Here is a 24674-nt window from a genome sequence, read left to right as displayed (position 1 = left end):
AGGCGACGGCAGCAGCGGCTAAGGTAAGGGAGAGTAGCCACAAAGAGGTCGCCGGCGCATGGCCAGGAGTCGCGCAAAGCCTGCCGTGGCCGAGGGTCAACTCCTCGCTCTGCAGGCCGTTGCCCAGGATGTCTGGGCGCGCAAGTATTGCCTCAGGGGCGCGGATGGCAAGCCGCTGGAAGCCGATGTGGATGCCACCTGGCAGCGTGTCGCCCGTGCCCTGGCCGAGGTCGAGACGACTGCCGAGCTGCGCGCGCAGTGGTACCCGCGCTTTCTCTGGGCCTTGCGCAACGGCGCCATTCCGGCGGGCCGGATAGTCGCCAACGCTGGCGCGCAGGCGCAGCGGCCGGCTGCTTCGGCGATCAACTGCACGGTATCCGGCAGCATCCCCGATGCCATGGAGGACATCCTCGGCAAGCTGCAGGAAGCCGGCATGACCCTCAAGGCCGGCTGCGGCATCGGCTACGAATTCAGTACCCTGCGCCCGCGGGGGGCCTATGTCGGGGGAGCCGGCGCCTATACCAGCGGGCCCCTGTCGTTCATGGATATCTACGACAAGATGTGTTTCACCGTGAGCTCCGCCGGCGGCCGCCGCGGTGCGCAGATGGCCACCTTCGACGTGGCGCACCCGGACGTGCGCGAGTTCATCGGCGCCAAGCGCGAGGCTGGGCGGCTGCGCCAGTTCAACCTCAGCCTGCTGGTCAGCGACGCCTTCCTGCAGGCGGTCGAGCAGGATGCCGACTGGCCGTTGCTGTTCCCGTTGCACGCCCGGGAGCGTGCCGAGCTCGACCTGCAGGATGCGGCCCAGGTCATCTGGCGCGAATGGCCGCTGCAGGAAGGCTATCTGGTGCGTGAGGACGGTCTGGTGGCCTGCCGGGTGTATGCCAGGCTCAAGGCCCGCCGTCTGTGGCAGCTGATCATGGCCTCCACCTACGACTTCGCCGAGCCCGGGGTGATCTTCATCGACCGGGTCAACCAGTGGAACAACAACTGGTGGTGCGAGGAGATCCGCGCGACCAACCCCTGTGGCGAGCAGCCTCTGCCGCCCTATGGCGCCTGCCTGCTCGGCTCGATCAACCTGACCGCGTTCGTCCGCGAACCGTTCAGTGCAACCGCGTGCTTCGACTGGGAGCGCTTCCGCGAAGTGGTGCGGGTGTTCACCCGCATGCTCGACAACGTGGTGGAAATCAGCGGCTTGCCGCTGCCGCAGCAGCGCCACGAACTCTTCGCCAAGCGCCGTCACGGCCTGGGCTTTCTCGGCCTCGGCTCGGCCCTGACGCTGCTGCGGATGCGCTACGGCAGTGCCCAGGCCTGCCAGTTCAGCGAGGCAGTGGCGCGCGAGATGGCGCTGGTCGGCTGGCAGGTGGCGCTGGAACTGGCCCGGGAGAAGGGCCCGGCCCCCCTGCTGCTGGAGGAATTCCGGGTCAGCGCCGAGATGCTGCGCAAACGTCCGGAGATGGCTACCGATGGCTACCGGGTCGGTGACCTGGTGCCCGGGCGGATTCTCCATGCCAGGTATTCGCGCTACCTGCAGCAGCTCGCCAGCGTGGCGCCCGAGCTGGTTGAGGCGCTGGCCCAGAGTGGCGCGCGCTTCACCCACCACAGCTCCATCGCCCCGACCGGCACCATCAGCCTGAGTCTGGGCAACAATGCCTCCAGCGGTATCGAGCCGAGTTTCGCCCACCAATACGCGCGCAACCTGGTTCGCCCGGGGCGCAAGAGCAAAGCGCAGGTGACGGTGTCCAGCTATGAACTGCTGGCCTACCGCCAGCTGGTCGATGCGCACGCTCTGCCCGCTACCGGCGCCAGCGCGCACAGCCTGCCGGACTACTTTGTCACGGTCGACGACATCGCTCCGCAGGAGCATCTGGACACCCAGGCGGCGGTGCAGAAGTGGATCGACTCGTCGATTTCCAAGACCGTCAACGTGCCGTCGGATTTCCCCTACCAGCGTTTCCAGGACATCTACCTGCAGGCCTGGCGGCAGGGGCTCAAGGGTTGCACGACCTTCCGCTTCAATCCCCAGGCGTTCCAGGGGGTGCTGGTCAAGGAAGCCGACCTGGCGCTGACCCGCTACCGCTTTCACCTGGAAGACGGCAGCGTGGTCGAGCTCGCGGGCAACCAGGAGGTCGAGTACGAAGGTGAGTTGCACACCGCAGCCAACCTGTTCGAGGCCCTGAAGGAAGGCTATTACGGCAAGTATTGAGGAGTTGCCATGCACACCCGGATCGACCAGAAGATCACCGCCTTCGAGGTCCTCGAGCGGCCTCCCGAGCCGGCCCGCAGGGCTGCCGCAACGGCCGCGCCGGTGCAGCTGGACGAGACGCTGCAGCGCCCCGACCTGCTGCACGGCGCCACCTACAAGATCAAGTCACCGTTGTTCGAGCATGCGCTGTACGTGACCATCAACGACATCCTGCTCAACCCCGGCACGCCGCATGAACAGCGCCGGCCCTTCGAGATTTTCATCAACTCGAAGAACATGGAGCACTTCCAGTGGATAGTCGCCCTGACCCGGATCATGTCGGCGGTGTTGCGCAAGGGCGGCGATTGCACCTTTCTGGTCGAGGAGCTCAAGGCCGTGTTCGATCCGCGCGGTGGCTACCGCAAGCGGGGCGGTCAGTATATGCCCTCCATCGTCGCGGAAATCGGCGCGGTGCTGGAGCGGCACCTGATCGGCATCGGTCTGCTGCCGGACGCCACGCAAGATCCGGCACAGCAGCGCTTGCTGGCGGAGCAGCGCGCCGCCTATGAGGCGACCCAGGGTTTGCGCCAGGCCGAGCCGGGCGAGGGCTTTCCGCCCGGGGCGCGGCTGTGCGGCAAGTGCAACAGCCGCGCGGTGGTGCAGCTCGACGGTTGCGCCAGTTGCCTCAACTGCGGGCATTCCAGCTGCGGGTGAAGCGGCCACGGCGGGCTGTCGCGGCTGATCGCCGCGGGCGGACTACAGGGCGAACGGCAGTGGCAGGTCGTTGCGCTGGCGCCAGGCCAGGCGCCGGGCGAACTCGTCAGGGTCCTTGACCAGCACTCCGGGGCGCTGGGGGCCGCTGGCGGCGATCAGCCGCGACAGCCAGAAGCGCACGCAAGCGATGCGCAGCAGGATCGGCCACAGCTCGGCCTCGACCGCAGTGAAGGGCCGCAGGCTGGCGTAGGCGGCCAGCAGGGCCCGGCCGCGCGCACCATCTAGGCGGCCATCGACGTGCGAGCACCAGTCGTTGAGGGCAATCGCCAGGTCGTAGAGCATCGGCCCGGAGCAGGCGTTGTAGAAGTCGACCACCCCGGACAGGTGCGGACCGTCGAACAGCACATTGTCGCGGAACAGGTCGGCATGCAGGTTGGCGCGCGGCAACTGGTCGAGGCGCGGGCGCAGCCGGTCGATCTCGCTGAGGGCGCCGCGCAGGTGCGACAACCCCGGCTCTTCCAGTTGCAGGGCCAGGCTCGGGCCTTCGTCGAGCATCCAGTCGAGGCCGCGGTCGCTGGGGTGCTCGAGTATCCGCTGGCGGGTGGCCAGGTGCAGGCGCGCCAGCCAGGCGCCGACCTCCGCGCAGTGGTGGGCATTGGGTTGCAGGATGTGCTTGCCGGGCAGCCGCGGCTGCAGCAGGGCCGGCTTGTCGGCCAGTTGGCGCAGGGCCTCGCCGGCCGTGGTGGGCAGCGCATAGGGCACCGCCAGGCCGGCCTGGTGCAGGCGCTCGAGCAGCGCGATGCAGAACGGCAGGTCGCGGTGAGCGCCGCGCTCGACCAGGGTCAGGACGAACTCGCCGGCCTCCAGGCTGACGAAGAAATTGCTGTTCTCGGTGCCCTCGGCGATACCCTGGAAATCCTTCAGCCGGCCGAGCCCGTATGGGGCCAGGAAGGCCTCCAGTTCAGCGCGCTCAAGCGGGGTGTAGACCGACATGTCGGGCTCCGCGGGTTACCAGCTGAAGATTTCCCAGGCCGGCACCAGCATTTCCGGCTTGTCGGAGCGCATCCACATCTCGCTGGCGTCGGCACGCACCAGGAAGTAGGGCTTGCCCTGCTTCGGCGTCACCTTGATGGCGTAGAGAAAGCCATTGATCCGGTATTCGGAGATGGTCTTGTCGCCCTCGGTGCGGATGGTTACATCCGGTTCGGCGCCAGGCGTGGGGTCTTCGGCCATGGCCGCCGGGCTGCCGAGCAGCAGACTGGCGCCCAACAGGCCGCTGAACAGCAGGTAGGTAGGTAAACGCATGATAACCTTGCTCCATCTCCACGATTGATATTGGCATTCTAGCCTCCCGACACCCTGAATGGTTGATCTCGCTCATGAGTCTTGCGCCCCTCGTCCTGGTGGACGGTTCTTCCTACCTGTACCGCGCGTTCCATGCCCTGCCGCCACTGACCACGTCCAAAGGGCTGCCCACCGGCGCGGTCAAGGGCGTGCTGAACATGCTCAAGAGCCTGCGCAAGCAGTACCCGGACAGTCCCTTTGCGGTGGTCTTCGATGCCAAGGGCCCGACCTTTCGTGACGAGTTGTTCGAGCATTACAAATCCCATCGGCCGCCGATGCCCGACGAGTTGCGCGTGCAGATCGAGCCGCTGCATGCCTGCGTGCGCGGCCTCGGTTATCCGCTGCTGTGCATCGAGGGCGTCGAGGCGGATGACGTGATCGGCACGCTGGCCCGGCAGTGCGCCGCCGAGGGCCGCGCGGTGGTGATCTCCACCGGCGACAAGGACATGGCCCAGCTGGTCTGCCCACTGGTCACCCTGGTCAACACCATGACCGGCAGCGTCTACGACGTCGAGGGCGTCAAGGGCAAGTTTGGCGTCGGCCCGGAGCTGATCATCGACTACCTGGCACTGATGGGCGACAAGGCCGACAACATCCCCGGGGTCGCCGGGGTCGGCGAGAAAACCGCGCTGGGCCTGCTGGTCGGTGTGGGTGGCGGGCTGGATGTGCTCTACGCCAACCTCGACAAGGTCCCCGAGCTGCCGATCCGCGGCGCCAAGACCCTGCCGGCGAAGCTGCTCGAGCAGCGCGAGATGGCCTACCTGTCCTACCAGCTGGCGACGATCAAGCTGGATGTGCCGCTGGATATCCGGATCGAGGCGCTGCACATGGGCCCGGTCGATGCGCCGGCGCTGGCCGAGCTGTATCGCCAGCTGGAATTCCGCAGCTGGCTGGAGGCCTTGCCGCAGGAGGCGCTCGCGGCACCGGTGCAGGCCGCGCAAGCACCACCAGCGGGCCTGTTCGAGCTGTTGCAGTCGCCCGGCCCGGAGGCTGCCGCACCTGCGCCGGCTGCCGCGGAAGCGGTTGCCAGCAGGTCAGTCAGCGAGCACTACGAAACCATTCTCGACGGCGAACGCTTTGCGCTCTGGCTTGACCGCTTGCAGCAGGCCGAACTGATCGCCTTCGACACCGAAACCACCAGCCTGGATGCCCAGCAGGCGCAGATTGTCGGCGTGTCCTTCGCGGTCACCGCTGGCGAGGCGGCCTATGTGCCGCTGACCCATTCTTATATGGGTGTGCCAGCGCAGCTGGATCGCGACAAGGTGCTGAATGCGCTCAAGCCGTTGCTGGAGGACCCGCACAAGGCCAAGCTCGGCCAGCACGCCAAGTACGACATCAATGTGCTGGCCAACTGCGCGATTGGCGGCGATCCGGCCAATGGCATCAACGTGCAGGGCGTGGCTTTCGACAGCATGCTCGAATCCTATGTGCTGGACTCCACCGCCACCCGCCACAACATGGACGCGCTGGCGCTGAAGTACCTCGATCACACGACCATTTCCTTCGAAGAGATTGCCGGCAAGGGCGCCAAGCAGCTGACCTTCGACCAGATCGCCATCGAGCAGGCCGGGCCCTATGCCGCCGAAGATGCCGATATCACCCTGCGCTTGCACCAGACGCTGTGGCCGCAGCTGCAGGCCGTGCCGCCGCTGGCCCGGGTGCTGACCGAGATCGAGATGCCGCTGGTGCCGGTGCTGGCGCGCATCGAGCGCCAGGGCGCCCTGGTGGACGCCAGGTTGCTCGGCGAACAGAGCGTCGAGCTGGGTGACAAGCTGGTCGAACTGGAGCGCCAGGCCTTCGCCATCGCCGGCGAGGAATTCAACCTCGGCTCGCCCAAACAGCTCGGCACCATCCTCTATGAAAAGCTTGGCCTGCCGGTGCTGAGCAAGACCGCCAAGGGCCAGGCCTCGACCGCCGAAGCGGTGCTGGCGGAACTGGCTGAACAGGATTACGAGCTGCCCAAGGTGCTGATGCAGTACCGCACCCTGAGCAAGCTCAAGAGCACCTATACCGACCGCCTGCCGGAACAGATTAATCCGCGCACCGGGCGCATCCACACCTCCTACCATCAGGCGGTCACTGCCACAGGGAGGCTGTCGTCCAGCGACCCGAACCTGCAGAACATCCCGATCCGCAGCGCCGAAGGACGGCGCATCCGCCAGGCGTTCATCGCGCCGCCCGGCTACAAGCTGGTGGCGGCCGACTATTCGCAGATCGAACTGCGCATCATGGCGCACATGGCCCAGGACGAAGGCTTGCTGTACGCCTTCCGGCACGATCTGGACGTGCACCGGGCAACCGCGGCGGAGGTGTTTGGCGTTGAACTGGAGCAGGTCACGCCCGACCAGCGGCGCAGCGCCAAGGCGATCAACTTCGGGCTGATCTACGGCATGAGCGCCTTCGGTTTGGCCAAGCAGATCGGCTGCGACCGCAAGCAGGCGCAGGCCTACATCGACGTGTACTTCCACCGCTATCCCGGTGTGCTGGCCTATATGGAGCGCACCCGCGAGCAGGCCGCACAGCAGGGTTATGTCGAGACGCTGTTCGGGCGGCGCCTGTATCTGCCGGAGATCCAGTCGAAGAACCAGGCCCTGCGCAAGGCCGCCGAACGCACGGCGATCAATGCGCCGATGCAGGGCACGGCGGCGGATATCATGAAGCGCGCCATGGTCAGCGTGGATCGCTGGCTGACGGACAGCGGCCTGGACGCCAAGGTGATCCTGCAGGTGCACGATGAACTGGTGCTGGAAGTGCGCGAGGATCTGCTGCAGCAGGTGCGCGAAAGTGTCTGCCGATTGATGAGCCAGGCCGCCGAACTCTCGGTGCCGCTGCTGGTGGCTGCGGGTGTCGGGCAGAACTGGGATGAGGCGCACTGAGTGCCTGCGTGGTCGAACGGGCGCTCGGCAAAATAATTCGCTGCTGCGCGGAACTTGCACAAAGAACCCCGGTCAGAAATTTTGAATGGCTGCTGAGGCCATTCGTTTCTCCTTTGGTGATTCATGTGTTGGCAGATTCCGACCGCGCAGGCGGTGCGGATTTTGAAGCCCGAACTTCCCTCCCCATCGAAGTTCGGGTTTTTTTTGCCTGCGGATTGCTGCGGGTTACTCGGCAGCAGCTTCCGCGCCGAGTTCCATCCAGTTCGCCAGCACCGCCAGGGCTTCATCGATGCCCAGGCGCTTCGGCGCGGAAAACAACTGCACGCTGGCATCCTCGCCCCAGCCTTGTTGAATGTCCCGCTGCACCTTGAGCAGGGCGTTCTTGGCCGCCCCGAACGCCAGCTTGTCGGCCTTGGTCAGCAATACATGCAGGGGCATGCCGCTGGCCGAGGCCCAGTCCAGCATCAGGCGGTCGAAGTCGGTCAGCGGATGGCGAATGTCCATCATCAGAATCAGCCCGCGCAGGCTTTCGCGGCTGCTCAGGTAGGCCTCGAGGTGTTTCTGCCAGTGCAGTTTCAGCGGGATCGGCACCTTGGCATAGCCGTAGCCGGGCAGGTCGACCAGGCGGCGCTGGTCATCCAGCCGGAAGAAGTTCAGCAACTGCGTGCGCCCGGGCGTCTTCGAGGTGCGCGCCAGGCTGGCGTGGGTAAGGGTGTTCAGGGCGCTGGACTTGCCGGCATTCGAACGGCCGGCAAAAGCCACTTCGTAGCCCTCGTCGTTCGGGCACTGGTCGACTTTGGCGGCACTGATCATGAAAGTGGCCTGTTGGCACAGGCCAAGTATCGGATTCTTGATGGACATTGGGGTTCCGCGGATGCGACGCAGCGTCGCAGAGGGTAGTTTCGTTTCCGTTTAAGCGAGGCCAGTATATAATGGCACAGGATTTGTGCGCGCTTTATCCCGACAGCCTGTGTGCTAGCGCTGCAATGGCTGACCTGCGCGGCAGTAACCGGATCTCTCTGCTTCCCCCCGATGAGGTGTGACCATGAAAAAAATGCTAATCGCTGCAGGTGCTTTGCTGTTGGCTGCGAATGTTCAGGCCGCAGCGGATCCAGAAGCAATTTTCAACAAGTCCTGTGGCATGTGCCACAACGGGCAGCTCCCGCAAGCGCCGAAGAAGGGCGATGTGGCTGCCTGGGAACCGCGCCTGCAGCAGGGCATGCCGACGCTGGTCAAGCACGTTACCGAAGGCTTCAATGCCATGCCGCCGCGCGGCCTGTGCATGGACTGCAGCGCGGAAGACTACGAGGCAGTGATTGCCTGGATGTCCAAGTAAGCGTCCCTCCAAACCGAATTCATACCCTTAGCCGTAGTTGGAATAGTTGATGAACAAACTACTCGTGAGTCTGCTGTTGACCCTTGGCATCACCGGCGTGGCCCAGGCTGCTGGTGATGCCGCTGCAGGTCAGGCGAAAGTGGCGGTCTGTGCTGGCTGCCATGGTGCGGATGGCAACAGTGCTGCACCGAATTTCCCGAAGTTGGCAGGCCAGGGCGAGCGTTATCTGCTCAAGCAGCTGCAGGACATCAAGGCTGGTAATCGCCAGGTGCTGGAAATGACCGGGATCCTGACCAATGTCAGCGAGCAGGACATGGCAGACATGGCGGCGTACTTCTCCAGCCAGTCGATGAGCATTGGCGCAACCGATCCGGCCCTGCTGGCGGCTGGCCAGGCGCTGTATCGCGGCGGCAAGCTCAACGAAGGCATGCCGGCCTGCAGCGGCTGCCATTCGCCGAATGGCGCGGGTAATGCGCCGGCCGGCTTTCCGCGTCTTGGCGGTCAGCATGCCCAGTATGTGGCCAAGCAGTTGACGGATTTCCGCGAGGGCAACCGCACCAACGATGGCGATACCATGACCATGCGTGCCATCGCTGCGAAGTTGAGCAACAAGGATATCGCCGCGATCTCCAGCTACATCCAGGGCTTGCACTAAGCGTTGCTGATGCAGCAAAAGAGGTGGCTTCGGCCACCTTTTTTTGTCCAGAAGAATTGCACCGAGTTGGCGGATTGCTCGCATCCGGGATTTAACAACGCCTAGAATGAGCGAACCTTTCCCCGGCGGTTTTGTCTCACTCAAGCTTGCCGTCAGCCGCACCCACTTATCAGGAGTACCCCATGCGTCAATTGATCCTCTCCCTCGCCCTGGCGGGTGTCAGTCTGTTCGGCCTGTCGGCGCAAGCCGAAGAAATCCAGGAAGGCAAGCAATACATCGAGCTGGGCAGTGCCGTGCCAGTAGCGGTGCCGGGGAAAATCGAAGTCGTCGAGATGTTCTGGTATGGCTGTCCGCATTGCTATCAGTTCGAGCCAACCCTGAATCCGTGGGTCGATAAACTCCCGGAAGACGTACATTTCGTGCGCATCCCGGCCATGTTTGGCGGCGTGTGGAACGTGCATGGGCAGATGTTCCTGGCGCTGGAATCGATGAATGTCGAACAACAGGTCCACGCGGCCGTGTTCGAGGCCATCCACAAGGACGGCAAGAAGCTCGCAACCCCCGAAGAAATGGCTGAGTTCCTGGCGACCCAGGGCGTTGATCAGGACGCCTTCCTCAAGGCCTACAACTCGTTTGGCGTGAAGGCGCAGGTGGAAAAAGCCAAGAAGCTGGCTGCGGCCTACCAGATCAGCGGGGTGCCGGTGCTGGTGGTGAATGGCAAGTACCGTTTCGATATAGGCATGGCAGGTGGCCCTGAGCAGGCACTGGACGTAGCTGACCAGTTGATCAACCGGGAACGCGCCGCGGAATAAGGGCCAAGCGATGTTGCGACGCTGGATGCCGGAAAGGGTGGCTGCACCGTGCAGCGCCCGGATCAACGCGGACTGCACACCGCTGGGCGGGCTCCCGGCGAATGGGCACCTGCGCCTGCTCAGCTTCAACATCCAGGTCGGCATCAGTACCGAGCGTTATCATCATTACCTGACCCGTGGCTGGCAGCACCTGCTGCCGCATGCCGGGCGTTCGCTCAACCTGCAGCGGATCGCCGGGTTGCTGGCCGATTATGACCTGGTGGCCTTGCAGGAAGTCGATGGCGGCAGCCTGCGTTCCGGTTACGTCAATCAGGTCGAGCGCCTCGCCCAGCTGGGCAACTTCCCGTTCTGGTACCAGCAGCTCAACCGCAACTACGGACGCTTCGCCCAGCACAGCAATGGCCTGCTCAGCCGGCTGCAACCAGCCGCGCTGGAAGACCATCCGCTGCCCGGCCCGGCTGGACGCGGGGCGATCCTCATGCGCCTGGGCGAGGGCGACAATGCCTTGGCGGTGGTGATGATGCACCTGGCCCTGGGCGGTCGCGCGCGCACCCGCCAACTGTCCTACATCCGCGAGCTGATTGGCGGTTATCGCCATATCGTGCTGATGGGCGACATGAATACCCACGTGGCCGACCTGCTGCTGTACTCGCCGCTGCGCGACCTCGGCCTGCTGGCGCCGCAGCTGGCGGCCACCTTCCCCAGCTGGCGTCCGCAGCGCTGCCTGGACCATATCCTGCTCAGCCCCGAACTGACCCTGGAAAGCGTGCGCGTGCTCGATCAGCCGATCTCCGACCATCTGCCGGTGGCGGTGGACATTCGCCTGCCGGAAAGCATGTTTGCCCGCCGGGCACTCCAGCCTGCCCATTGAATCGACCGGCCCGCGGCGGTCGCCAGCGGCAGCCTGGCGCTGAAGAGGCGCAGCACAAGCCTGGCCGGCCAGTTAGACTGCTCGGATCGTTTTGACGTTGTTTATGGATACCCGCGGCAAGCCCATGCTGAACGTTGCCAGCCCCCCGCCCGCTGAACTCACCCGCGCTCACTGCCGGTTCTGCCTGCCACCCGCGTGGCGTGTCCGGCTGGCCGCGCTGGGCACGCTGTTGCTCGCCGCCTGTGGCGGTTTGCCGATCGACACCACGCATGTCTCCCGCGGCCAGGACAGCCGGGTACAGTTCGTCGTGCTGCACTACACCTCCAGCGATCTCCCGGAGTCCTTGCAGATGCTCACCGACCAGGGCGTCAGCAGCCACTACCTGATCGGCGCCACGCCGCCGACCATCTACCGTCTGGTCGACGAGGAGCGGCGTGCCTGGCATGCCGGTGAGAGCCAGTGGCGCGGGCGTACCTGGCTGAATGCCAGCTCGATCGGCATCGAACTGGTCAACCCGGGCTATCGCCAGACCGCCGCGGGGCGCGTCTGGTACGGTTACCCGCAGGCGCAGATCGACCGCTTGATCGCCCTGCTCCAGGACATCCGCCAGCGCCACCAGCTGCCCATCGACAGCATCGTCGGCCACAGCGATATTGCCCCGCAGCGCAAGGTCGATCCGGGGCCGCTGTTTCCCTGGCGGCAACTGGCCGACGCCGGGCTGATCCGCTGGCCGGACGCGCAGCAGGTGGCCAGGCTGCAGCCGGGATACGCCACGGCGTTACCAGACGCCCTGTGGTTCCAGCAACAACTGGCAGCCAGCGGCTACTCGATTGCCTTCAGTGGCGAGTTTGACGAACAGACGCGCAACGTCCTCGCTGCGTTCCAGATGAAATACCGCCCGGCCCGCTACGATGGCGTGGCCGATGCAGAAACCGCCGCCCTGCTCGCCGCCCTCAACGCGGCAGGGCAACCCTGAAGGGAGTCAACCGGCATGCTTAACGGACTCTGGCTGAGCTTTTTCGTGGTGGCCGCCGTGGCCGCCCTGGCGCGCTGGCTCGGTGGTGATCCCGGGGTGTGGGCGGCCATGGTGGAAAGCCTGTTCGGCATGGCCAAGCTGTCGGTCGAGGTGATGATCCTGCTGTTTGGCACCCTCACCCTCTGGCTGGGCTTTTTGCGCATCGCCGAGAAAGCCGGCCTGGTTGATCTGCTGGCACGGTTGCTTGGACCGCTGTTTGCGCGGCTGATGCCGGACGTGCCGCGTGGCCATCCGGCGCTCGGCTTCATCACCCTCAACTTCGCCGCCAATGGCCTGGGCCTGGATAACGCCGCCACGCCGATCGGCCTCAAGGCGATGAAGGCGCTGCAGGAGCTCAACCCCAGTGCGAGCGTGGCGAGCAATGCACAGATCCTGTTTCTGGTGCTCAACGCCTCCTCGCTGACCCTGCTGCCGGTGAGCATCTTCATGTACCGCGCGCAGCAGGGTGCGGTCGACCCCACGCTGGTGTTCCTGCCGATCCTGCTGGCCACCAGCGCCTCGACACTGGTCGGGCTGCTGTCGGTGGCCTTCATGCAGCGCCTGAAACTGTGGGACCCGCTGGTGCTGGCCTACCTGCTGCCCGGCGCCCTGCTGCTCGGCGGCTTCATGAGCTTGCTCGCCGGCCTCAGCGCCACCGCGCTGGCCAGCCTGTCATCGCTGCTTGGCAACCTCACCCTGTTTGGCCTGATCCTGGCGTTCCTGTTGTGTGGCTGGCTGCGCAAGGTACCCGTGTACGAGGCCTTCGTCGAAGGTGCCCGCGAAGGCTTCGAGGTGGCCAAGGGCCTGCTGCCCTACCTGGTGGCGATGCTCTGCGCGGTGGGCGTACTGCGCGCCTCGGGCGCCCTGGAAGCAGTGCTCGACGGCATTCGCTGGGCGGTCAGCGGGCTGGGCATGGACACGCGCTTTGTCGAGGCCCTGCCGACCGCCCTGGTCAAACCGTTCTCCGGCAGCGCGGCGCGCGCCATGCTGATCGAGACCATGCAGACCCACGGCGTGGACAGCTTCCCGGCGCTGGTGGCGGCCACGGTCCAGGGCAGCACCGAAACCACCTTCTACGTCCTGGCCGTGTATTTCGGCGCGGTCGGCATCCAGCGTGCCCGCCACGCGGTGGGCTGCGCCCTGCTTGCCGACCTGGCCGGCGTGCTGGCGGCAATCGGCGTGTGCTACTGGTTCTTTGGCTGAGCGGCGCCCTGCGCCAGCGTCCACTGCAGCAGCTGCGCGGCCAGCCGGTCGCTGGCCTGGCCGAAGGCGCTGACTACCGCCGGAACGGCGTCGCCGCTGACTGGCTGGATTACCTCGAAGCGCTGACTGGCGAGGATGCGCCGCTGGTTGTCGACCAGCCGGGCCTGCAGGCGCAGCACCACGCTGACGCTGCCCTCGTGGTATTCGCTCTGGAACGCCTGCAGCTCGCCGCCCAGTTGCAGGTCGGCCTGCAGGTTGTCGTCATCGGTGCTCAGCGCGCGCACCCGGCCATCGGCCTGGAAGGCGTTGAGCAGGTGGTTGCGCAGCAGGCGCGGCGCCGGGTCGCTCCAGCTGCTGGCGGCATAGGTGCTGAACTGGTTGCCCTGGGGCAGCACGGCGATGCGCGAGCTGTTCAGTGCCTGGCTGGCCTGCGGGGTGTTCAGGCGCAGCGACCAGCTGACTGCGGGGGCCTTGCTGGCCGCCGTCAGTTGCGCGGGCAGCAGGTAGACCTGCACGGGCTGGCTTTTCGGCAGGATCGAGCAGGCACCGAGCAGGCTCAGGGCGCCGATGGCAGCCAGCTGGCGCAGGACGCTGGACATCGCAGTCATGGCTGAAACTCCTTGGCTTGGTCGCGGCCGAGCAGATAGCCGGCCGGGTTTTCCTCGAGGCGCTGGCTGATGCCGCGCAGGTTGGCCAGGGTCTGGCGCAGCTCATCCAGCGCCGGTTGCAGGCTGCCGAGGCTTTGCAGGCCCTGGTTCAGCGCGCCCTGGTTCTGGCTCAGCAGGTTTTCCACGCTGGCGCTGCTGCGCTGCAGGGCGGCCATGGTCTGCTGCAGGTCGCTGAGGCTGCTGCTGCCCTGCTCTTCCAGCAACCGATTGCTGCTGGCCAGCAGCGTGGTCGCCTGTTCCAGGGCCTTGCTGGCCTGCTCGCTGACGCGGGCGAAGTCACCGAAGGCTTTATGCAGGTCCTCGCGCTGTGCAGCCAGGGCGCTGGTGGTCTGTTCCAGATTGCTCAGGGTCTTGCCGAAGTTCGCCGAGTTTTCCGCGGAGAACAGCCGGTTGGCGTTGTCCAGCAGTTCGCTGATCTTGCCCAGCAGGTCGCTGCCGTCGTTGAGCAGGCGGCTGATGGACGACGGCGTGGCGCTGATCTGCGGCAGCTGGCCCTTGGCGGCGGTCAGCGGCAGGCTGGCGCCGGCGCCGCTGCTGAGCTGGATGAAGGCCGTACCGGTAACCCCGGCCAGCGACAGCCGGGCCCGCGTGTTGCTGCGTACCGGCGTGCTGGCGGCGACGCGAATGGTCGCCAGCACCTTGCTCGGGTCGGCGGCGTCGAGACGCAGGCGCACCACTTCGCCGACCTTGATCCCGTTGAACTGTACCGGGCTGCCGCTGGACAGGCCGGTGACCGCTTCGTGAAAGACGATCACGTAGTTGTCATAGCTGCTGTCCAGGCTCGACTTGCCCAGCCACAGGGCAAACAGCAGGGCAGCGCCGGCGCTGAGCAGGGTGAACAGGCCGATGAGAACGTGGTGGGCGCGGGTTTCCATCTCAGTTGTGCTCCTGCAGCCGTTCGGCTGCCTGCTCGGCGGCGCGGCCACGCGGGCCGTGGAAATAGTCCTGGATCCAGGGGTCGTCGGTGGCGGCGACACGCGCCAGCGTATCGGCTACCAGCACGCGCCGCTGCGACAGCACGGCGACCCGGTCGGTGATGCGGTACAGCGTATCCAGGTCGTGGGTGACCAGGAACACGCTCAGCCCCAGCGCGTTGCGCAGGGTCAGGATCAGCTGGTCGAAGGCGGCGGCGCCGATCGGATCGAGACCGGCGGTGGGCTCGTCGAGAAACAGGATGTCCGGATCCAGCGCCAGCGCGCGGGCCAGCGCCGCCCGCTTGATCATGCCGCCGGACAGCTCGGCCGGGTACTTGGCCCCGGCACTGGCCGGCAGGCCGGCGAGCAGCAGCTTGAGCCGGGCCAGGCTGGCCGCGTCCCGGCGCGTCAGGCCGGCATGCTCGATCAGCGGCAGTTCGATGTTTTCCGCCACGCTCAGCGAGGAAAACAGCGCGCCCTGCTGGAACAGCACGCCGAAGCGCCGTTCAAGCCGGGCGCGCTGCGGCGGAGCCAGGGCCTGCAGGTTTTCGCCGAACACCCTGACCGAGCCGGCACTGGGTGCACGCAGGCCGACGATGCTGCGCAGCAGCACCGACTTGCCGGTCCCGGAGCCGCCGACCACGCCGAGAATCTCGCCGCGCCGGATATCCAGGTCCAGGTTCTCGTGCACCGCCTGGCGGCCGAAGCGGTTGCACAGGCCGCGCACCTCGACGATCACGTTGTTGCCGGCGGGCGGGTTCACCAGTGCATCTCCATGAAGAACAGCGCGGCGACGGCATCCAGCAGGATCACCACAAAGATCGACTGCACCACGCTGGAGGTGGTGTGCTCGCCGACCGAAGCGGCGCTGCCGCGGACGCGGAAACCTTGCAGACAACCGATCGCGGCAATCAGGAAAGCGAACAGCGGGGCCTTGCTGATGCCGACCCAGAAATGCCGTGCCGGGATATCGTGCAGGATGGAGAGGAACAGGGTTGGTGAAATATCCAGCGTCAGCAGGCAGACCAGACCGCCACCAAGGATGCCGGCGAGCATGGCGACGAAGGTCAGCAACGGCAGGGTCACCAGCAGGGCCAGCACCCGCGGCAGCACCAGCAGCTCGATCGGATTGAGGCCGAGGGTGCGGATCGCGTCGATTTCTTCATTGGCCTTCATCGAGCCGATCTGCGCGGTGAAGGCGCTGGCCGTGCGCCCAGCGAGCAGGATGGCGGTGAGCAGCACGCCAAATTCGCGCAAAAATGCCAGTGCCACCAGCGCCACGGTGTAGATACTGGCACCGAAGCGTTCCAGCACGGTTGCGCCGAGAAAGGCCACCACGCAGCCGACCAGAAAGGTCAGCAGGGCGATGATCGGCACCGCATTCAGGCCGGTGGCCTGCATCTGCACCACCAGCGCCGTGACGCGCCAGCGCCGCGGGTGGCGCAGGCTGCGCAGCAGGGTTTCGAGGATCAGGCCGATAAAGCCGAGCAACTCCAGCAGCTGCCCGGCAAAGCGTTGCATGCTGGCGCCCAGATCGGCCAGCATTTGCAGTGGCGTCAGGCTTGGCTTGCCGGGCATCTCCGGCTGATCGTTCTCCAGTGCGCTGACTACCGTTTCCAGCAGCGCCAGCCGCGCCGCCGGCAGGCTCTCGGGTTGATTCAGCAAGGCGCGGGCACGCTCGACTCCGAGCAAGCGCACCAGCAACGCAGCTCCTGCGGTATCGAGGGCTTGTAATTGACTCAGATCGATTGTCTGCGCGGCAGGCAGTGGCAGCCGCAAGGCAGCAATCTGCCCTTCAAGCAGGGTGTAATGGGGCAAGGTCCATTCGCCGCTGATGCGCAGCCTGGGCGCAGCACCGGATGGATCGAGCCGCAGCAGTTCGGCGGGAGTGACAGTTTGCATGGCGCACAGGTTAGCCGAGATTGAGTAGCGGCAACACCGTGTGAGTGCCGTCATCCGGAACCGTCGGTGATGTCGGCCAGTTGGGCTTCACCGCGTTGCGGTTCAACCCAATCTACGTCCGGCGCGCTGATTCCGTAGGTTGGGTTGAGCGCAGCGAAGCCCAACAAGGCAACGATTGCGGCGTGTGGGTGGATAGCCGCGCAGCGTTATCCACCATTTGCCCGCTCGGTGAAAAAGCCGCGAGCGGCGTTTTCCACCCTACCGGTGCATGCCGTCAGAACGACACATTCACCCCGGTATAGAACGAGCGGCCGATACCCGGTACGCCTACACCCCAGGGAATGCTGTTGATACCCATGGTGATGCCTTGTCCGGTATAGGCGCCGCCGGTGGGCAGGTAGTAGAACTTGTCGGTGAGGTTTTCCACGCCGAAATCCAGCCGCACCTGCGCCCAGCTGTGGCTGGCGCGCAGGTTGTACAGCGTGTAGCCAGCCGTCTGCACTTCGTTGCGGATGTCCGAGGTCTGATTCTTGGCAGCCACCGCGACCACCTCGAAGCTGTTGCTCCAGCCGGCGACTTCCCGAGTCAGGGCGAAGGTGCCGTTCAGCGGCATGATGTTGTACAGCTCATCGTCGGTGTCGCGGTTTTTGCCGTTGGTGTAATTCACCAGTGCATTCAAGCCCCAGTTGCCCAGCTCGTTGCTGGCCAGTGGCAGTTTGCCGGAGACATCCACGCCATACAGGCGCGCAGACTGGTTGGCGTATTGCAGGACGTTGAACTGGTCTGCGGCCCACATCGTGTCAGGCGCGGCCACGGCATCGATGTAGTCATTGACCAGGGTGTAGAACGGCGTGACGCGCAGTTCGCGGTCGCCCATGGCGCTGTGCCAGTCGAGGGTGGTGGAGAAGGTGTTGGCGGTTTCCGGATTCAGCTCGATGTCACCGACATAACCGTTACCGTCGCCGACGGTGTTGTTCATGATCGCCGCCATCGAGCCACCGGCCCAGGTGTAGCGCTCATAGAGGTTGGGCGAGCGCGCTTTGCGCGCATAGCCGAATTCCACATCCAGATGGCTGTCGACGGTGTAGGCGGCCAGCGCAGTGAAGTCCCAGTTGTTGTCGGTCTGGCTACGGTCGCTGGCATTGAAGGCGGCGGCCTGGGCTGCCTCGTCAGGGCCCATCGGCATGCCCATGGGCGGCGCGCCATAGCCGTTGACGTCGTCAGCATCCATCTGTACGGCTTCGTAGCGCACGCCGATCAGGGTCAGCCAGTCGCTGCCGGGTCTGGATTCCCACTCGGAAAACAGCGCAGTGCGGTCACGTTCGCCGTCGTCGATATTCTCGAAGGTGTCCGGGCCCATGCCGGCGCCGGAGGGCGACCAGTAGTCATTGAGGCGATAGCGCTGGTATTCGCTGCCAAGGCGCAGGAGGTCCGCGGCGCTCAGATCGATATTGGCCTGCAGTTTGGCCCCGGTGGTCTTGCCTTCGCTTTCCATCGGCATGCCGGCGGCGCAGGAGGTCATCCTGTTGTAGGACACCGTGCAGGGCTTGCCGTTGCCGCCGGCCACGTTGGAGGCTGCGCCATACCAGTAGCGCTTGTCCGGGCCGAAGTCCATCGAGTGATCGACCTTCTCGTGGTAGGCACTGGCTTCCAGATCGCCCCAGTCAAAGTTGCTGCGGCTGCGCAGGTTGAACCACTGCTGGGTGTTGTCGGTCATGTCCATGCGCTGGTTGGCGAACAGCTCTTCGGGGACATGCTGTTCGCCAGCCTTCAGCTCGAGCAGGTGGTTGTCGTTCTGCACGGCCAGGCTGAGTATCTGATTGATGTTCTCGTAGGCGGTCGAGCCGACTTCATCCAGTGGCAGGGTCTTGCCGGCCCGGCCGGTGGATTCGCTGACCTTGAAGTCGCCGCCAGCCGTGTAGTTGTCGGCCTTGTTGTAGCTGCTGGCGTAGCTGATGTTGAAGTTTTCTTCAGCGTGGGTGGCGGAGAAATTGCCGCCGCGGGCATTGTTGTTGCTGCGGTAGAAACCGCCCACTTCACCCTGGTTGATGCTGTCCGCACCGGGTGCGGCAAATTCCGGGTCGAGGCTGTCGGCGATGATGCTGCCGCCAATGCTGTCGCCCCCCACGCTGACCGGGGTGATGCCGGCGAACACCGTCAGGCTGCCGACGTTGCTCGGATCGATATAGGACAGTGCCGGGTTCATGTGATTGGGGCAGGATGCCACCAGATCCATGCCGTCGACCTTGATGCGCAGGCGGTCGTCGCCCAGTCCGCGGATGGCCGGCAGGCTGGAAATGCCGCCGGCACCGTTGAGGCTGACCCCAGGTACATCGCGCAGCAGGGTGGCGCTGTCACTGCTGGCCGGGCGCAGGCTGTCCAACGTGGCGGGCGGGACCTGCTGGGCATTGATCGGCGCCAGCGGGCCCGGTGGCCGGGGTTTGTCCACCGCGGCTGAACCGTGGGTGATCAGCAGCGGTGCTGCCTCGGCGGTGCTGGCGGGTGTGGCGGGGGGCGTCGGCAGGCGGTCGGCGGCCTCGATCAGGGGGCTGAGCAGGCCGGCCAGCAGCCAGGCCGGGCAAGCGGAAAGCGGGTATTTCATCGGTTGGTTCTCTGTGCAGGAGCAGAAGTGCCGCGCAGTGGCGCGCGCACCCGGGACGGCCGGGAGGGGCGTCGCCGGGCAGGCGCAAGCGGGGACTGGGCGAGGTGGCGGACGCACGGCGACCGCCAGGGCGGTGCTAGAAAAGCGGCGGCGCGCGCGGGCTGGCGGGGGGCCAGGCGCTTGTCGGGAGGGTTGCAACCGGGGTGGGGGACGCTGCTGGCGGGCTCGGCCGCCAGGCCTGCAGATCGACTATCCAGCCGCCCGTGGCCGCAGGCACCGGGCTGTGGCTGGCGCACGCCGGGCATTCGAGCATGGCCTGCGCGCCGGGCAGGGCCGGTTGCGGGTTGCCGCTATCGCTGCTGCTGCACAGGCGCTGGTCGAGGCCGCTGAGTTGCAGGCCGCTGCTTTGTCCATGCGCGAGCGCACAGGCAAAGCTGCTGAACAGCATGCAGCTGTACAGCAACAGGGCAATCACGGGGCGCTGCTGGCGGATCATCGACATCGGCGCAGTCTACCAGCGGCACGCGCGCCGGCAATCCGCGCGCGCTGCGCTCAACTGACGCAGGTCAAGGGCTTACCACAAAGCGCAGCACGCCAATCATCTGTCCGGCATCGGTGACCACTTCCACCGTCCACTTGCCGTCGGCCTGCTGCGGGAAGTTCTGCTTGTGGCTCCAGGCGCGGTAGCCGTCATTGCTGCCACCCTGGATGTCGAGGGCGATGCGGTCGACCTCTACGCCGTTGCGCCGCCAGACGTGGTAGATGCGCTCGGCCAGGCCGCGCGGGGCGCTGATCGCGGTGAAGGCGAACAGGCCCTGGCGGTGCAGGTCGGCCGAACTCAGCTGCTGCAGCGACTGGCCCGGTACGCGGGCCTGGTCGTTCAGCGCCAGGCTGATCGCCACCTCGTTCAGGCGCAGCGTCGCCGGCGGTATCCAGGGCCGCGCCAGCCAGCCGGCCAGCAGCAGTGCCGCGGTCAGCAGCGGCACTGCCAGCCAGCGCCAGTGCCGCCGTAGCTGCAGGCTGGCCACCAGGGACGGGAACGCCAGCAGCACGGTGCTCAGCAGCGCCAGCTGGTAACTCTGCGCAGTGGTCTGGTGCAGGATGATCGGCATCGCCGTGAGCTGCACGGCAAACAGCGTCAGGCTGTGGTAGGCCAGGTACAGCCAGCGGCGCGGCGCCAGCCAGTCGTAGTACAGCGGGTCGATGATCGAGATCAGCGCCGCCGCGCCGAGCAGGCAGGTAAACACCAGCTGGCCGCTGTTCCAGGTGGTGCTCATGGCGAAGAACGGCAGTACGAAGAACAGGCTCTGCTGGTGGATCATCTGGGTGACGAAGCGCGCCAGCCAGGACGGCAGCTCGATGCCGAACCAGCGCGCCAGGTGCTGGTTGAAGGCATTTTCCAGCACCAGCAGCAGCCAGCTGGCCAGCATCAGGATGGCCACCAGCGAGGCCAGCCGGGCCTGGCGGTCGACCATCACGAAGCTCGCCACCCCGGAGAGGAAGCCATACAGGGCGACCACCCACGGATAGCGCTGGTTGAGGGCGATCAGGGCGAGCAGCTGTTTCTGCAGGAAAATGGCAAGGCGGCTTTGCGCCAGCCAGGGGGCTTTGTGCAGCATGGTGGGGCAGGGAATCCGTTGGGGGTGGGCAGGATACTGGGCGCCTGCCGTGGCGTGAAGATGGTTGTGCCGGGCCGCGACTAACGGTGCCGGTATTGTCCGGGGCTGGCGCAAATGGCCATGCTCTTTGGCCGCTATGGCCACTGTGGTGCTGGTGTGAGCGGACTACGCTTGCTGCAGTGCCAATACCCCCGCGAGAGTCCTTCCATGAATTACGACGAAAGCCAGCAGGTTGTCCTTGGCCTGGTGCTCGCTTCAATGATGTTTGGCGTGGCTCTGGAACTGAAGCTGGCGCACTTTCTCTTCGTTCTCAAGCGCCCGGTCTCGGTGCTGATCGGGCTGGTCTGCCAGTGCCTGCTGTTGCCCTGGCTGACCCTGCTGGCGACGCTGTTCCTCGACCTCAAGCCGGGCCTGGAGCTGGGCATGATGCTGGTGGCGTGCTGCCCGGGCGGCAATATGTCGAACATCATCACCCACCTGGCACGCGGTAACACCGCGCTGTCGGTCAGCGTGACCAGCGTGTCGAGCCTGTTGGCGATCATCACCCTGCCGCTGAATTTCGCGCTGATTTCCAGCCTCAACCCGGAAACGGCGGCTTTCCTCAAAGGTGAGATGGGCGCCTTGAACGTCGACTCCGGCGGCATTGTCATGGGCCTGGTCCTGATGCTGGTGCTGCCGCTGTTGTCGGGGATGCTGGTAGGCAACCTGTTTCCGCGTTTCACGCACATGATCCTGCCGTTGTTCAAGCGCCTGTCGATGAGTGCCTTCGGGCTGTTCCTGGGGATCGCCATCTATACCAACTGGCAGATGCTGGTGGAAAGCATCGGCCTGGTATTCCTGCTGGTGATTGCGCAGAACGCGGCAGCGCTGTTGCTCGGCTGGGGCGCGTCGACACTGGCGCGTGTGCCGGAAGCGGATCGCCGCGCGTTGACCATCGAGGTCGGCATGCAGAATTCCGGTCTGGCCCTGGGGCTGATTCTGACCCAGTTCGGCGCGCAGCCCGATATGGCGTTGATCGCCGCGCTCTGGGGTACCTGGCACATCGTTTCCGGTCTGTTACTGGTTCTTATCTGGCGCGGTCGCGTGCCCCATCCACACAAGGAGCATTTGGCATGAAGGTTTTGATCACTGGCGCTGCCGGGTTTATCGGCAGTCAGCTTATGGAAGCCCTGGCCGTGCAGCATCCGGAGTGGACGCTGATCGCCAGCGACATTCGCCCGCTCAGTGCGCAGGCCCTGCGCAGCAATGTCGAGGGCATTCTGCTCGATATCAGCCAGCATGCAGCGGTCATGGCCGCAGTGGCCCGGCACAAGCCGGATGCCATCGTGCACCTGGCCTCGGTGGTCACCCCGCCGCCGGGCATGAGCGAGGCGCTGCTGCACCAGATCGACGTCGAAGGCACGCGCAGCATCCTGCAGGCAGCCGTCGAGCATGGTGTGCAGCAACTGATCGTCACCAGCTCCGGCGCGGCCTACGGTTATTACCCGGAAAACGCCGAGTGGATCGACGAGCAGGATCCGCTGCGTGGGCATGACCAGTTCGCCTACGCCAAGCACAAGCGCGAAGTGGAAGAGATGCTCGCTGCGGCCCGCGTCAAGCACCCCGAACTGCGCCAGCTGATCCTGCGGCCGGGTACCATCCTCGGCAAGCACGTCAACAACCAGATCACCGACATGTTCAAGAAGAAGGCGGTGATGGGCATCAGCGGCAGCGACAGCCGCTTCGTATTCATCTGGGACCAGGATGTGGTCAGCATCATCACCAAGGGTCTGGAAAAAGGCTGCTCCGGCATCTTCAATCTGGCCGGTGACGGTGCACTGAGCCTGCGCGAGATCGCCGGTGTATTGCAAAAGCCCTATCGCCCGTTGCCCGCCGGCCTGCTGCAGTTTGCCCTGCGCGTGCTCAAGCCGCTCGGCCTGACCCAGTACGGCCCGGAGCAGCTGGATTTCCTGCGCTACCGTCCGGTGTTGGCCAACCGCCGACTGAAGGAAGAGTTCGGCTACATCCCGCGCTACACCAGCCGTGAGGCGTTTATTGCCTTTCTTGATGCCCAGGGAGTCAAACATGCGTAAGAGTCTGTTGTCGCTGGCCTTGCTGGCCATCACCGCGCCGGCCAGTGCGCTGGATCTGACCATCACCGCCGCCGACGGCAAGCCGCTGGCGCTGGCCATGGTCACCGTCAAGGCCGAGCGGCCGTTGCGCGCCGCCGCCGACGATAATGGCTACCCGCGCGAGCGCACCGAGCAGCGCATCAGCCCGGAAATCACCGGGTTCGCCGGCCCCGATGGCCAGCTGCACATCACCTATCCGGAACCGGGTTCGCTGAACCTGCGGGTGCGGGTGCCGGGCTACAAGGATCTGCAGCAAACCGCCGTGGCCAGCAATGCGCGGCTGGAACTGAAGCTGGAGGCGGAAACCGATGTAGCCGCCCTCGCCGCCCAGCAACCGGCGAATGCCTGGTTTGCCGCACTGGATTTCGGTGGCAACGAAGAGCTTAAAAAAACGGCGCTGGAGCAGTGCGGCTTCTGTCACCAGCAGGGCAGCTTCTTTATGCGCCGCGAGCGCAGCAAGGAAGAGTGGGAACAGGTTCTGCAACGCATGATCGGTTATGGCGCGCGGCCTTCCAGCGAGATGCAGCCGCTGTTGATCGAGACCTTTCAGAAGGGTTACACCGACCTGCGCGAGCACCCGGAGAAAGTGCTCAAGGCCAAGGCCTGGGAAGACCAGCTGGCCGGCTCGACCATCACCGAATGGCCGCTCGGCGACCCCTTCTCGCAGATGCACGACCTGCTACTGGCGGCCAATGGCAAGATCTATGTCGGCGACAACCTGCAGGACCGCCTGTGGGAGATTGATCCGCAGACCGGCCAGGCCGTGGTCTACAAGACGCCGGTTGATCCGGGCGATGAAATCGGCGGCATGTTCAGCGGCCGTCTGAAGACCTTCCCGAAACTGGAAACCACCGCCGGCATCCACTCCTTCGCCGAATCGCCGAAGGACGGCCATATCTTTATCACGCCATCGCTGCAGCGCCGGCTGTTCGAGTTCGACCCGGAAACCAAGGCGTTCACGGTGCACCGCTTCGAAGACGGCCTGTACCCGCACACCGTGCGCATCGATGCGCAGGACAACGTCTGGTTCACCCTGGCGCTGTCCAACCAGGTGGCGCGCTTCGACCGCAAGACCGGCGAGTTCCGCCTGTATACCCTGCCGGCGCGCGATACCAAGGAATCGATCAGCCTGGCGCTGAGTAATGTGGTGCGCAAGCTGATGAACTGGGGCCTGCCGATGCACTGGCTGCCGATCGACCAGCGTGTCACCGGTATGCCGATGCCCTATGGCATCGATATCGCGCCGGACGGCAAGGTCTGGTTCGCCCGCCTGCATGCCAATTCGATCGGCGTGATCGACCCCAAGGATGACAGCGTTCAGATCATCGACACGCCGTTCCAGGCACCGCGGCGCATGCGCGTGGATGCCGTGGGCGATGTGTGGATCACCGCGTTCCCGGAAGGCAAGATCGTGCGTTACTCCCCGGCGGATGGCAGCTTCACCGATTACCCGCTGCCGAGCGCGCTGAACAACGTGGAAACGCCCTATGCGCTGAACGTCGACCGTGCGCGGCAGCAGGTGTGGGTCACCGGCACCTCCTCCGACACCCTGATGCGGCTGGATATCGCCAGCGGTGACTGGGAGACCTTCCCGATGACGCGCAAGGTGACCTTTACCCGTGATATCGAAATTGCCAAAGACGGCAGCGTGTACACAACCAACGGCGCCTTCCCCAGCTGGCAGATCGAAGACGGCCAGCCGACGCTGATCAAACTCACCCCCGGCAAGTAACTGGCCACCAACCCCCTCACCCGCGTGCGGGAGAGGGCTGGGGAGAGGGGCTCCGGTCAGCTTTCCCCTCTCCCTAACCCTCTCCCCGGAGGGGTGAGGGGACGATAAACGCTGG

Annotated in this window: 22 protein-coding genes; 12 read left to right on the top strand and 10 right to left on the bottom strand. The window is 65.4% G+C overall.

The window, feature by feature from the left end:
- Window positions 1-58: 58 nt before the first annotated feature.
- On the top strand, window positions 59-2206 hold the full coding sequence (locus ISX93_RS01890) for an adenosylcobalamin-dependent ribonucleoside-diphosphate reductase (protein ID WP_195776987.1): 2148 nt from the start codon (window positions 59-61) through the stop codon (window positions 2204-2206).
- A gap of 9 nt (window positions 2207-2215) precedes the next feature.
- Window positions 2216-2899: a TSCPD domain-containing protein gene (locus ISX93_RS01885; RefSeq protein ID WP_195776986.1), complete on the top strand. Its 684-nt coding sequence runs from the start codon at window positions 2216-2218 to the stop codon at window positions 2897-2899.
- A 42-nt stretch (window positions 2900-2941) separates the two neighbouring features.
- On the opposite strand, the gene ISX93_RS01880 is transcribed toward ISX93_RS01885, so the two are convergent.
- Window positions 2942-3892 carry a homoserine kinase gene (locus ISX93_RS01880; protein WP_195776985.1) on the bottom strand — a complete coding sequence of 317 codons (951 nt, stop codon included), beginning with the start codon at window positions 3890-3892 and terminating at the stop codon, window positions 2942-2944.
- A gap of 15 nt (window positions 3893-3907) precedes the next feature.
- Window positions 3908-4204, bottom strand: coding sequence for a DUF2782 domain-containing protein (locus ISX93_RS01875; RefSeq protein ID WP_195776984.1), 297 nt, complete (start codon window positions 4202-4204; stop codon window positions 3908-3910).
- Window positions 4205-4278: 74 nt separating this feature from the next.
- On the opposite strand from ISX93_RS01875, the gene polA reads away from it, so the two are divergent.
- Window positions 4279-7119, top strand: coding sequence for a DNA polymerase I (gene polA / locus ISX93_RS01870; RefSeq protein ID WP_195776983.1), 2841 nt, complete (start codon window positions 4279-4281; stop codon window positions 7117-7119).
- Window positions 7120-7344: 225 nt separating this feature from the next.
- On the opposite strand, the gene yihA is transcribed toward polA, so the two are convergent.
- Window positions 7345-7980, bottom strand: a complete 636-nt coding sequence (yihA, locus tag ISX93_RS01865) for a ribosome biogenesis GTP-binding protein YihA/YsxC (protein WP_195776982.1) — start codon at window positions 7978-7980, stop codon at window positions 7345-7347.
- A 184-nt stretch (window positions 7981-8164) separates the two neighbouring features.
- Here yihA and ISX93_RS01860 point away from each other — a divergent pair, with 184 nt between their 5' ends.
- The 6 genes from ISX93_RS01860 to ISX93_RS01835 all read left to right on the top strand — a co-directional run bounded on the left by ISX93_RS01860 (window position 8165) and on the right by ISX93_RS01835 (window position 13011).
- A complete protein-coding gene (locus tag ISX93_RS01860; protein ID WP_195776981.1) occupies window positions 8165-8455 on the top strand; it encodes a c-type cytochrome in 291 nt (96 codons plus the stop codon).
- A gap of 49 nt (window positions 8456-8504) precedes the next feature.
- Entirely contained in the window at window positions 8505-9110 is a 606-nt protein-coding gene (locus tag ISX93_RS01855) for a c-type cytochrome (protein ID WP_195776980.1), read from the top strand.
- A gap of 182 nt (window positions 9111-9292) precedes the next feature.
- On the top strand, window positions 9293-9922 hold the full coding sequence (locus ISX93_RS01850; protein WP_195776979.1) for a thiol:disulfide interchange protein DsbA/DsbL: 630 nt from the start codon (window positions 9293-9295) through the stop codon (window positions 9920-9922).
- Between the two features lie 10 nt (window positions 9923-9932).
- Window positions 9933-10793: an endonuclease/exonuclease/phosphatase family protein gene (locus ISX93_RS01845; RefSeq protein WP_195776978.1), complete on the top strand. Its 861-nt coding sequence runs from the start codon at window positions 9933-9935 to the stop codon at window positions 10791-10793.
- Window positions 10794-10917: 124 nt separating this feature from the next.
- A complete protein-coding gene (locus ISX93_RS01840) occupies window positions 10918-11769 on the top strand; it encodes an N-acetylmuramoyl-L-alanine amidase (RefSeq protein ID WP_195776977.1) in 852 nt (283 codons plus the stop codon).
- Window positions 11770-11784: 15 nt separating this feature from the next.
- Window positions 11785-13011 (top strand): nucleoside recognition domain-containing protein, encoded by a 1227-nt coding sequence (locus tag ISX93_RS01835; RefSeq protein WP_195776976.1) that lies wholly within the window; start codon window positions 11785-11787, stop codon window positions 13009-13011.
- Here the strand turns inward: ISX93_RS01835 and ISX93_RS01830 are convergent.
- The 7 genes from ISX93_RS01830 to ISX93_RS01800 form a co-directional block, all read right to left on the bottom strand.
- A complete protein-coding gene (locus tag ISX93_RS01830; protein ID WP_229731969.1) occupies window positions 12993-13619 on the bottom strand; it encodes an ABC-type transport auxiliary lipoprotein family protein in 627 nt (208 codons plus the stop codon). The two genes, ISX93_RS01835 and ISX93_RS01830, sit on opposite strands and share 19 nt — an antisense overlap.
- The gene (locus tag ISX93_RS01825) at window positions 13616-14554 is read right to left on the bottom strand and encodes an MlaD family protein (RefSeq protein ID WP_195776975.1); all 939 of its coding nucleotides are present in this window, start codon (window positions 14552-14554) and stop codon (window positions 13616-13618) included. Before ISX93_RS01825 ends, ISX93_RS01830 begins: the two co-directional genes overlap by 4 nt.
- Window position 14555: 1 nt before the next feature.
- Window positions 14556-15332, bottom strand: a complete 777-nt coding sequence (locus ISX93_RS01820; RefSeq protein WP_195777190.1) for an ABC transporter ATP-binding protein — start codon at window positions 15330-15332, stop codon at window positions 14556-14558.
- 20 nt (window positions 15333-15352) lie between these two features.
- Window positions 15353-16495 carry an ABC transporter permease gene (locus tag ISX93_RS01815; protein WP_195776974.1) on the bottom strand — a complete coding sequence of 381 codons (1143 nt, stop codon included), beginning with the start codon at window positions 16493-16495 and terminating at the stop codon, window positions 15353-15355.
- Window positions 16496-16769: 274 nt separating this feature from the next.
- Window positions 16770-19097 (bottom strand): TonB-dependent receptor, encoded by a 2328-nt coding sequence (locus tag ISX93_RS01810; protein WP_195776973.1) that lies wholly within the window; start codon window positions 19095-19097, stop codon window positions 16770-16772.
- A gap of 136 nt (window positions 19098-19233) precedes the next feature.
- A complete protein-coding gene (locus ISX93_RS01805) occupies window positions 19234-19599 on the bottom strand; it encodes a DUF2946 family protein (protein WP_195776972.1) in 366 nt (121 codons plus the stop codon).
- A gap of 64 nt (window positions 19600-19663) precedes the next feature.
- Window positions 19664-20716, bottom strand: a complete 1053-nt coding sequence (locus tag ISX93_RS01800) for a DUF5924 family protein (protein WP_195776971.1) — start codon at window positions 20714-20716, stop codon at window positions 19664-19666.
- 207 nt (window positions 20717-20923) lie between these two features.
- On the opposite strand from ISX93_RS01800, the gene ISX93_RS01795 reads away from it, so the two are divergent.
- From ISX93_RS01795 to ISX93_RS01785, 3 genes are read left to right on the top strand one after another with little or no spacing between them, the layout of a single operon-like run.
- Window positions 20924-21832, top strand: a complete 909-nt coding sequence (locus tag ISX93_RS01795) for a bile acid:sodium symporter family protein (RefSeq protein ID WP_195776970.1) — start codon at window positions 20924-20926, stop codon at window positions 21830-21832.
- Complete coding sequence (locus tag ISX93_RS01790) at window positions 21829-22788, top strand: SDR family oxidoreductase (RefSeq protein WP_195776969.1); 960 nt, start codon at window positions 21829-21831, stop codon at window positions 22786-22788. Before ISX93_RS01795 ends, ISX93_RS01790 begins: the two co-directional genes overlap by 4 nt.
- Complete coding sequence (locus tag ISX93_RS01785) at window positions 22781-24559, top strand: Vgb family protein (RefSeq protein WP_195776968.1); 1779 nt, start codon at window positions 22781-22783, stop codon at window positions 24557-24559. The genes ISX93_RS01790 and ISX93_RS01785 overlap by 8 nt, the downstream gene beginning before the upstream one ends.
- The last annotated feature ends 115 nt before the right edge of the window (window positions 24560-24674 follow it).

The organism is Pseudomonas sp. N040 (genome assembly GCF_015637705.1).
In the GTDB taxonomy this organism is placed as follows: Bacteria; Pseudomonadota; Gammaproteobacteria; order Pseudomonadales; family Pseudomonadaceae; genus Aquipseudomonas.
Note: the sequence above shows the minus strand (reverse complement) of the source record. Positions and strands in the feature narration are given on the sequence as shown.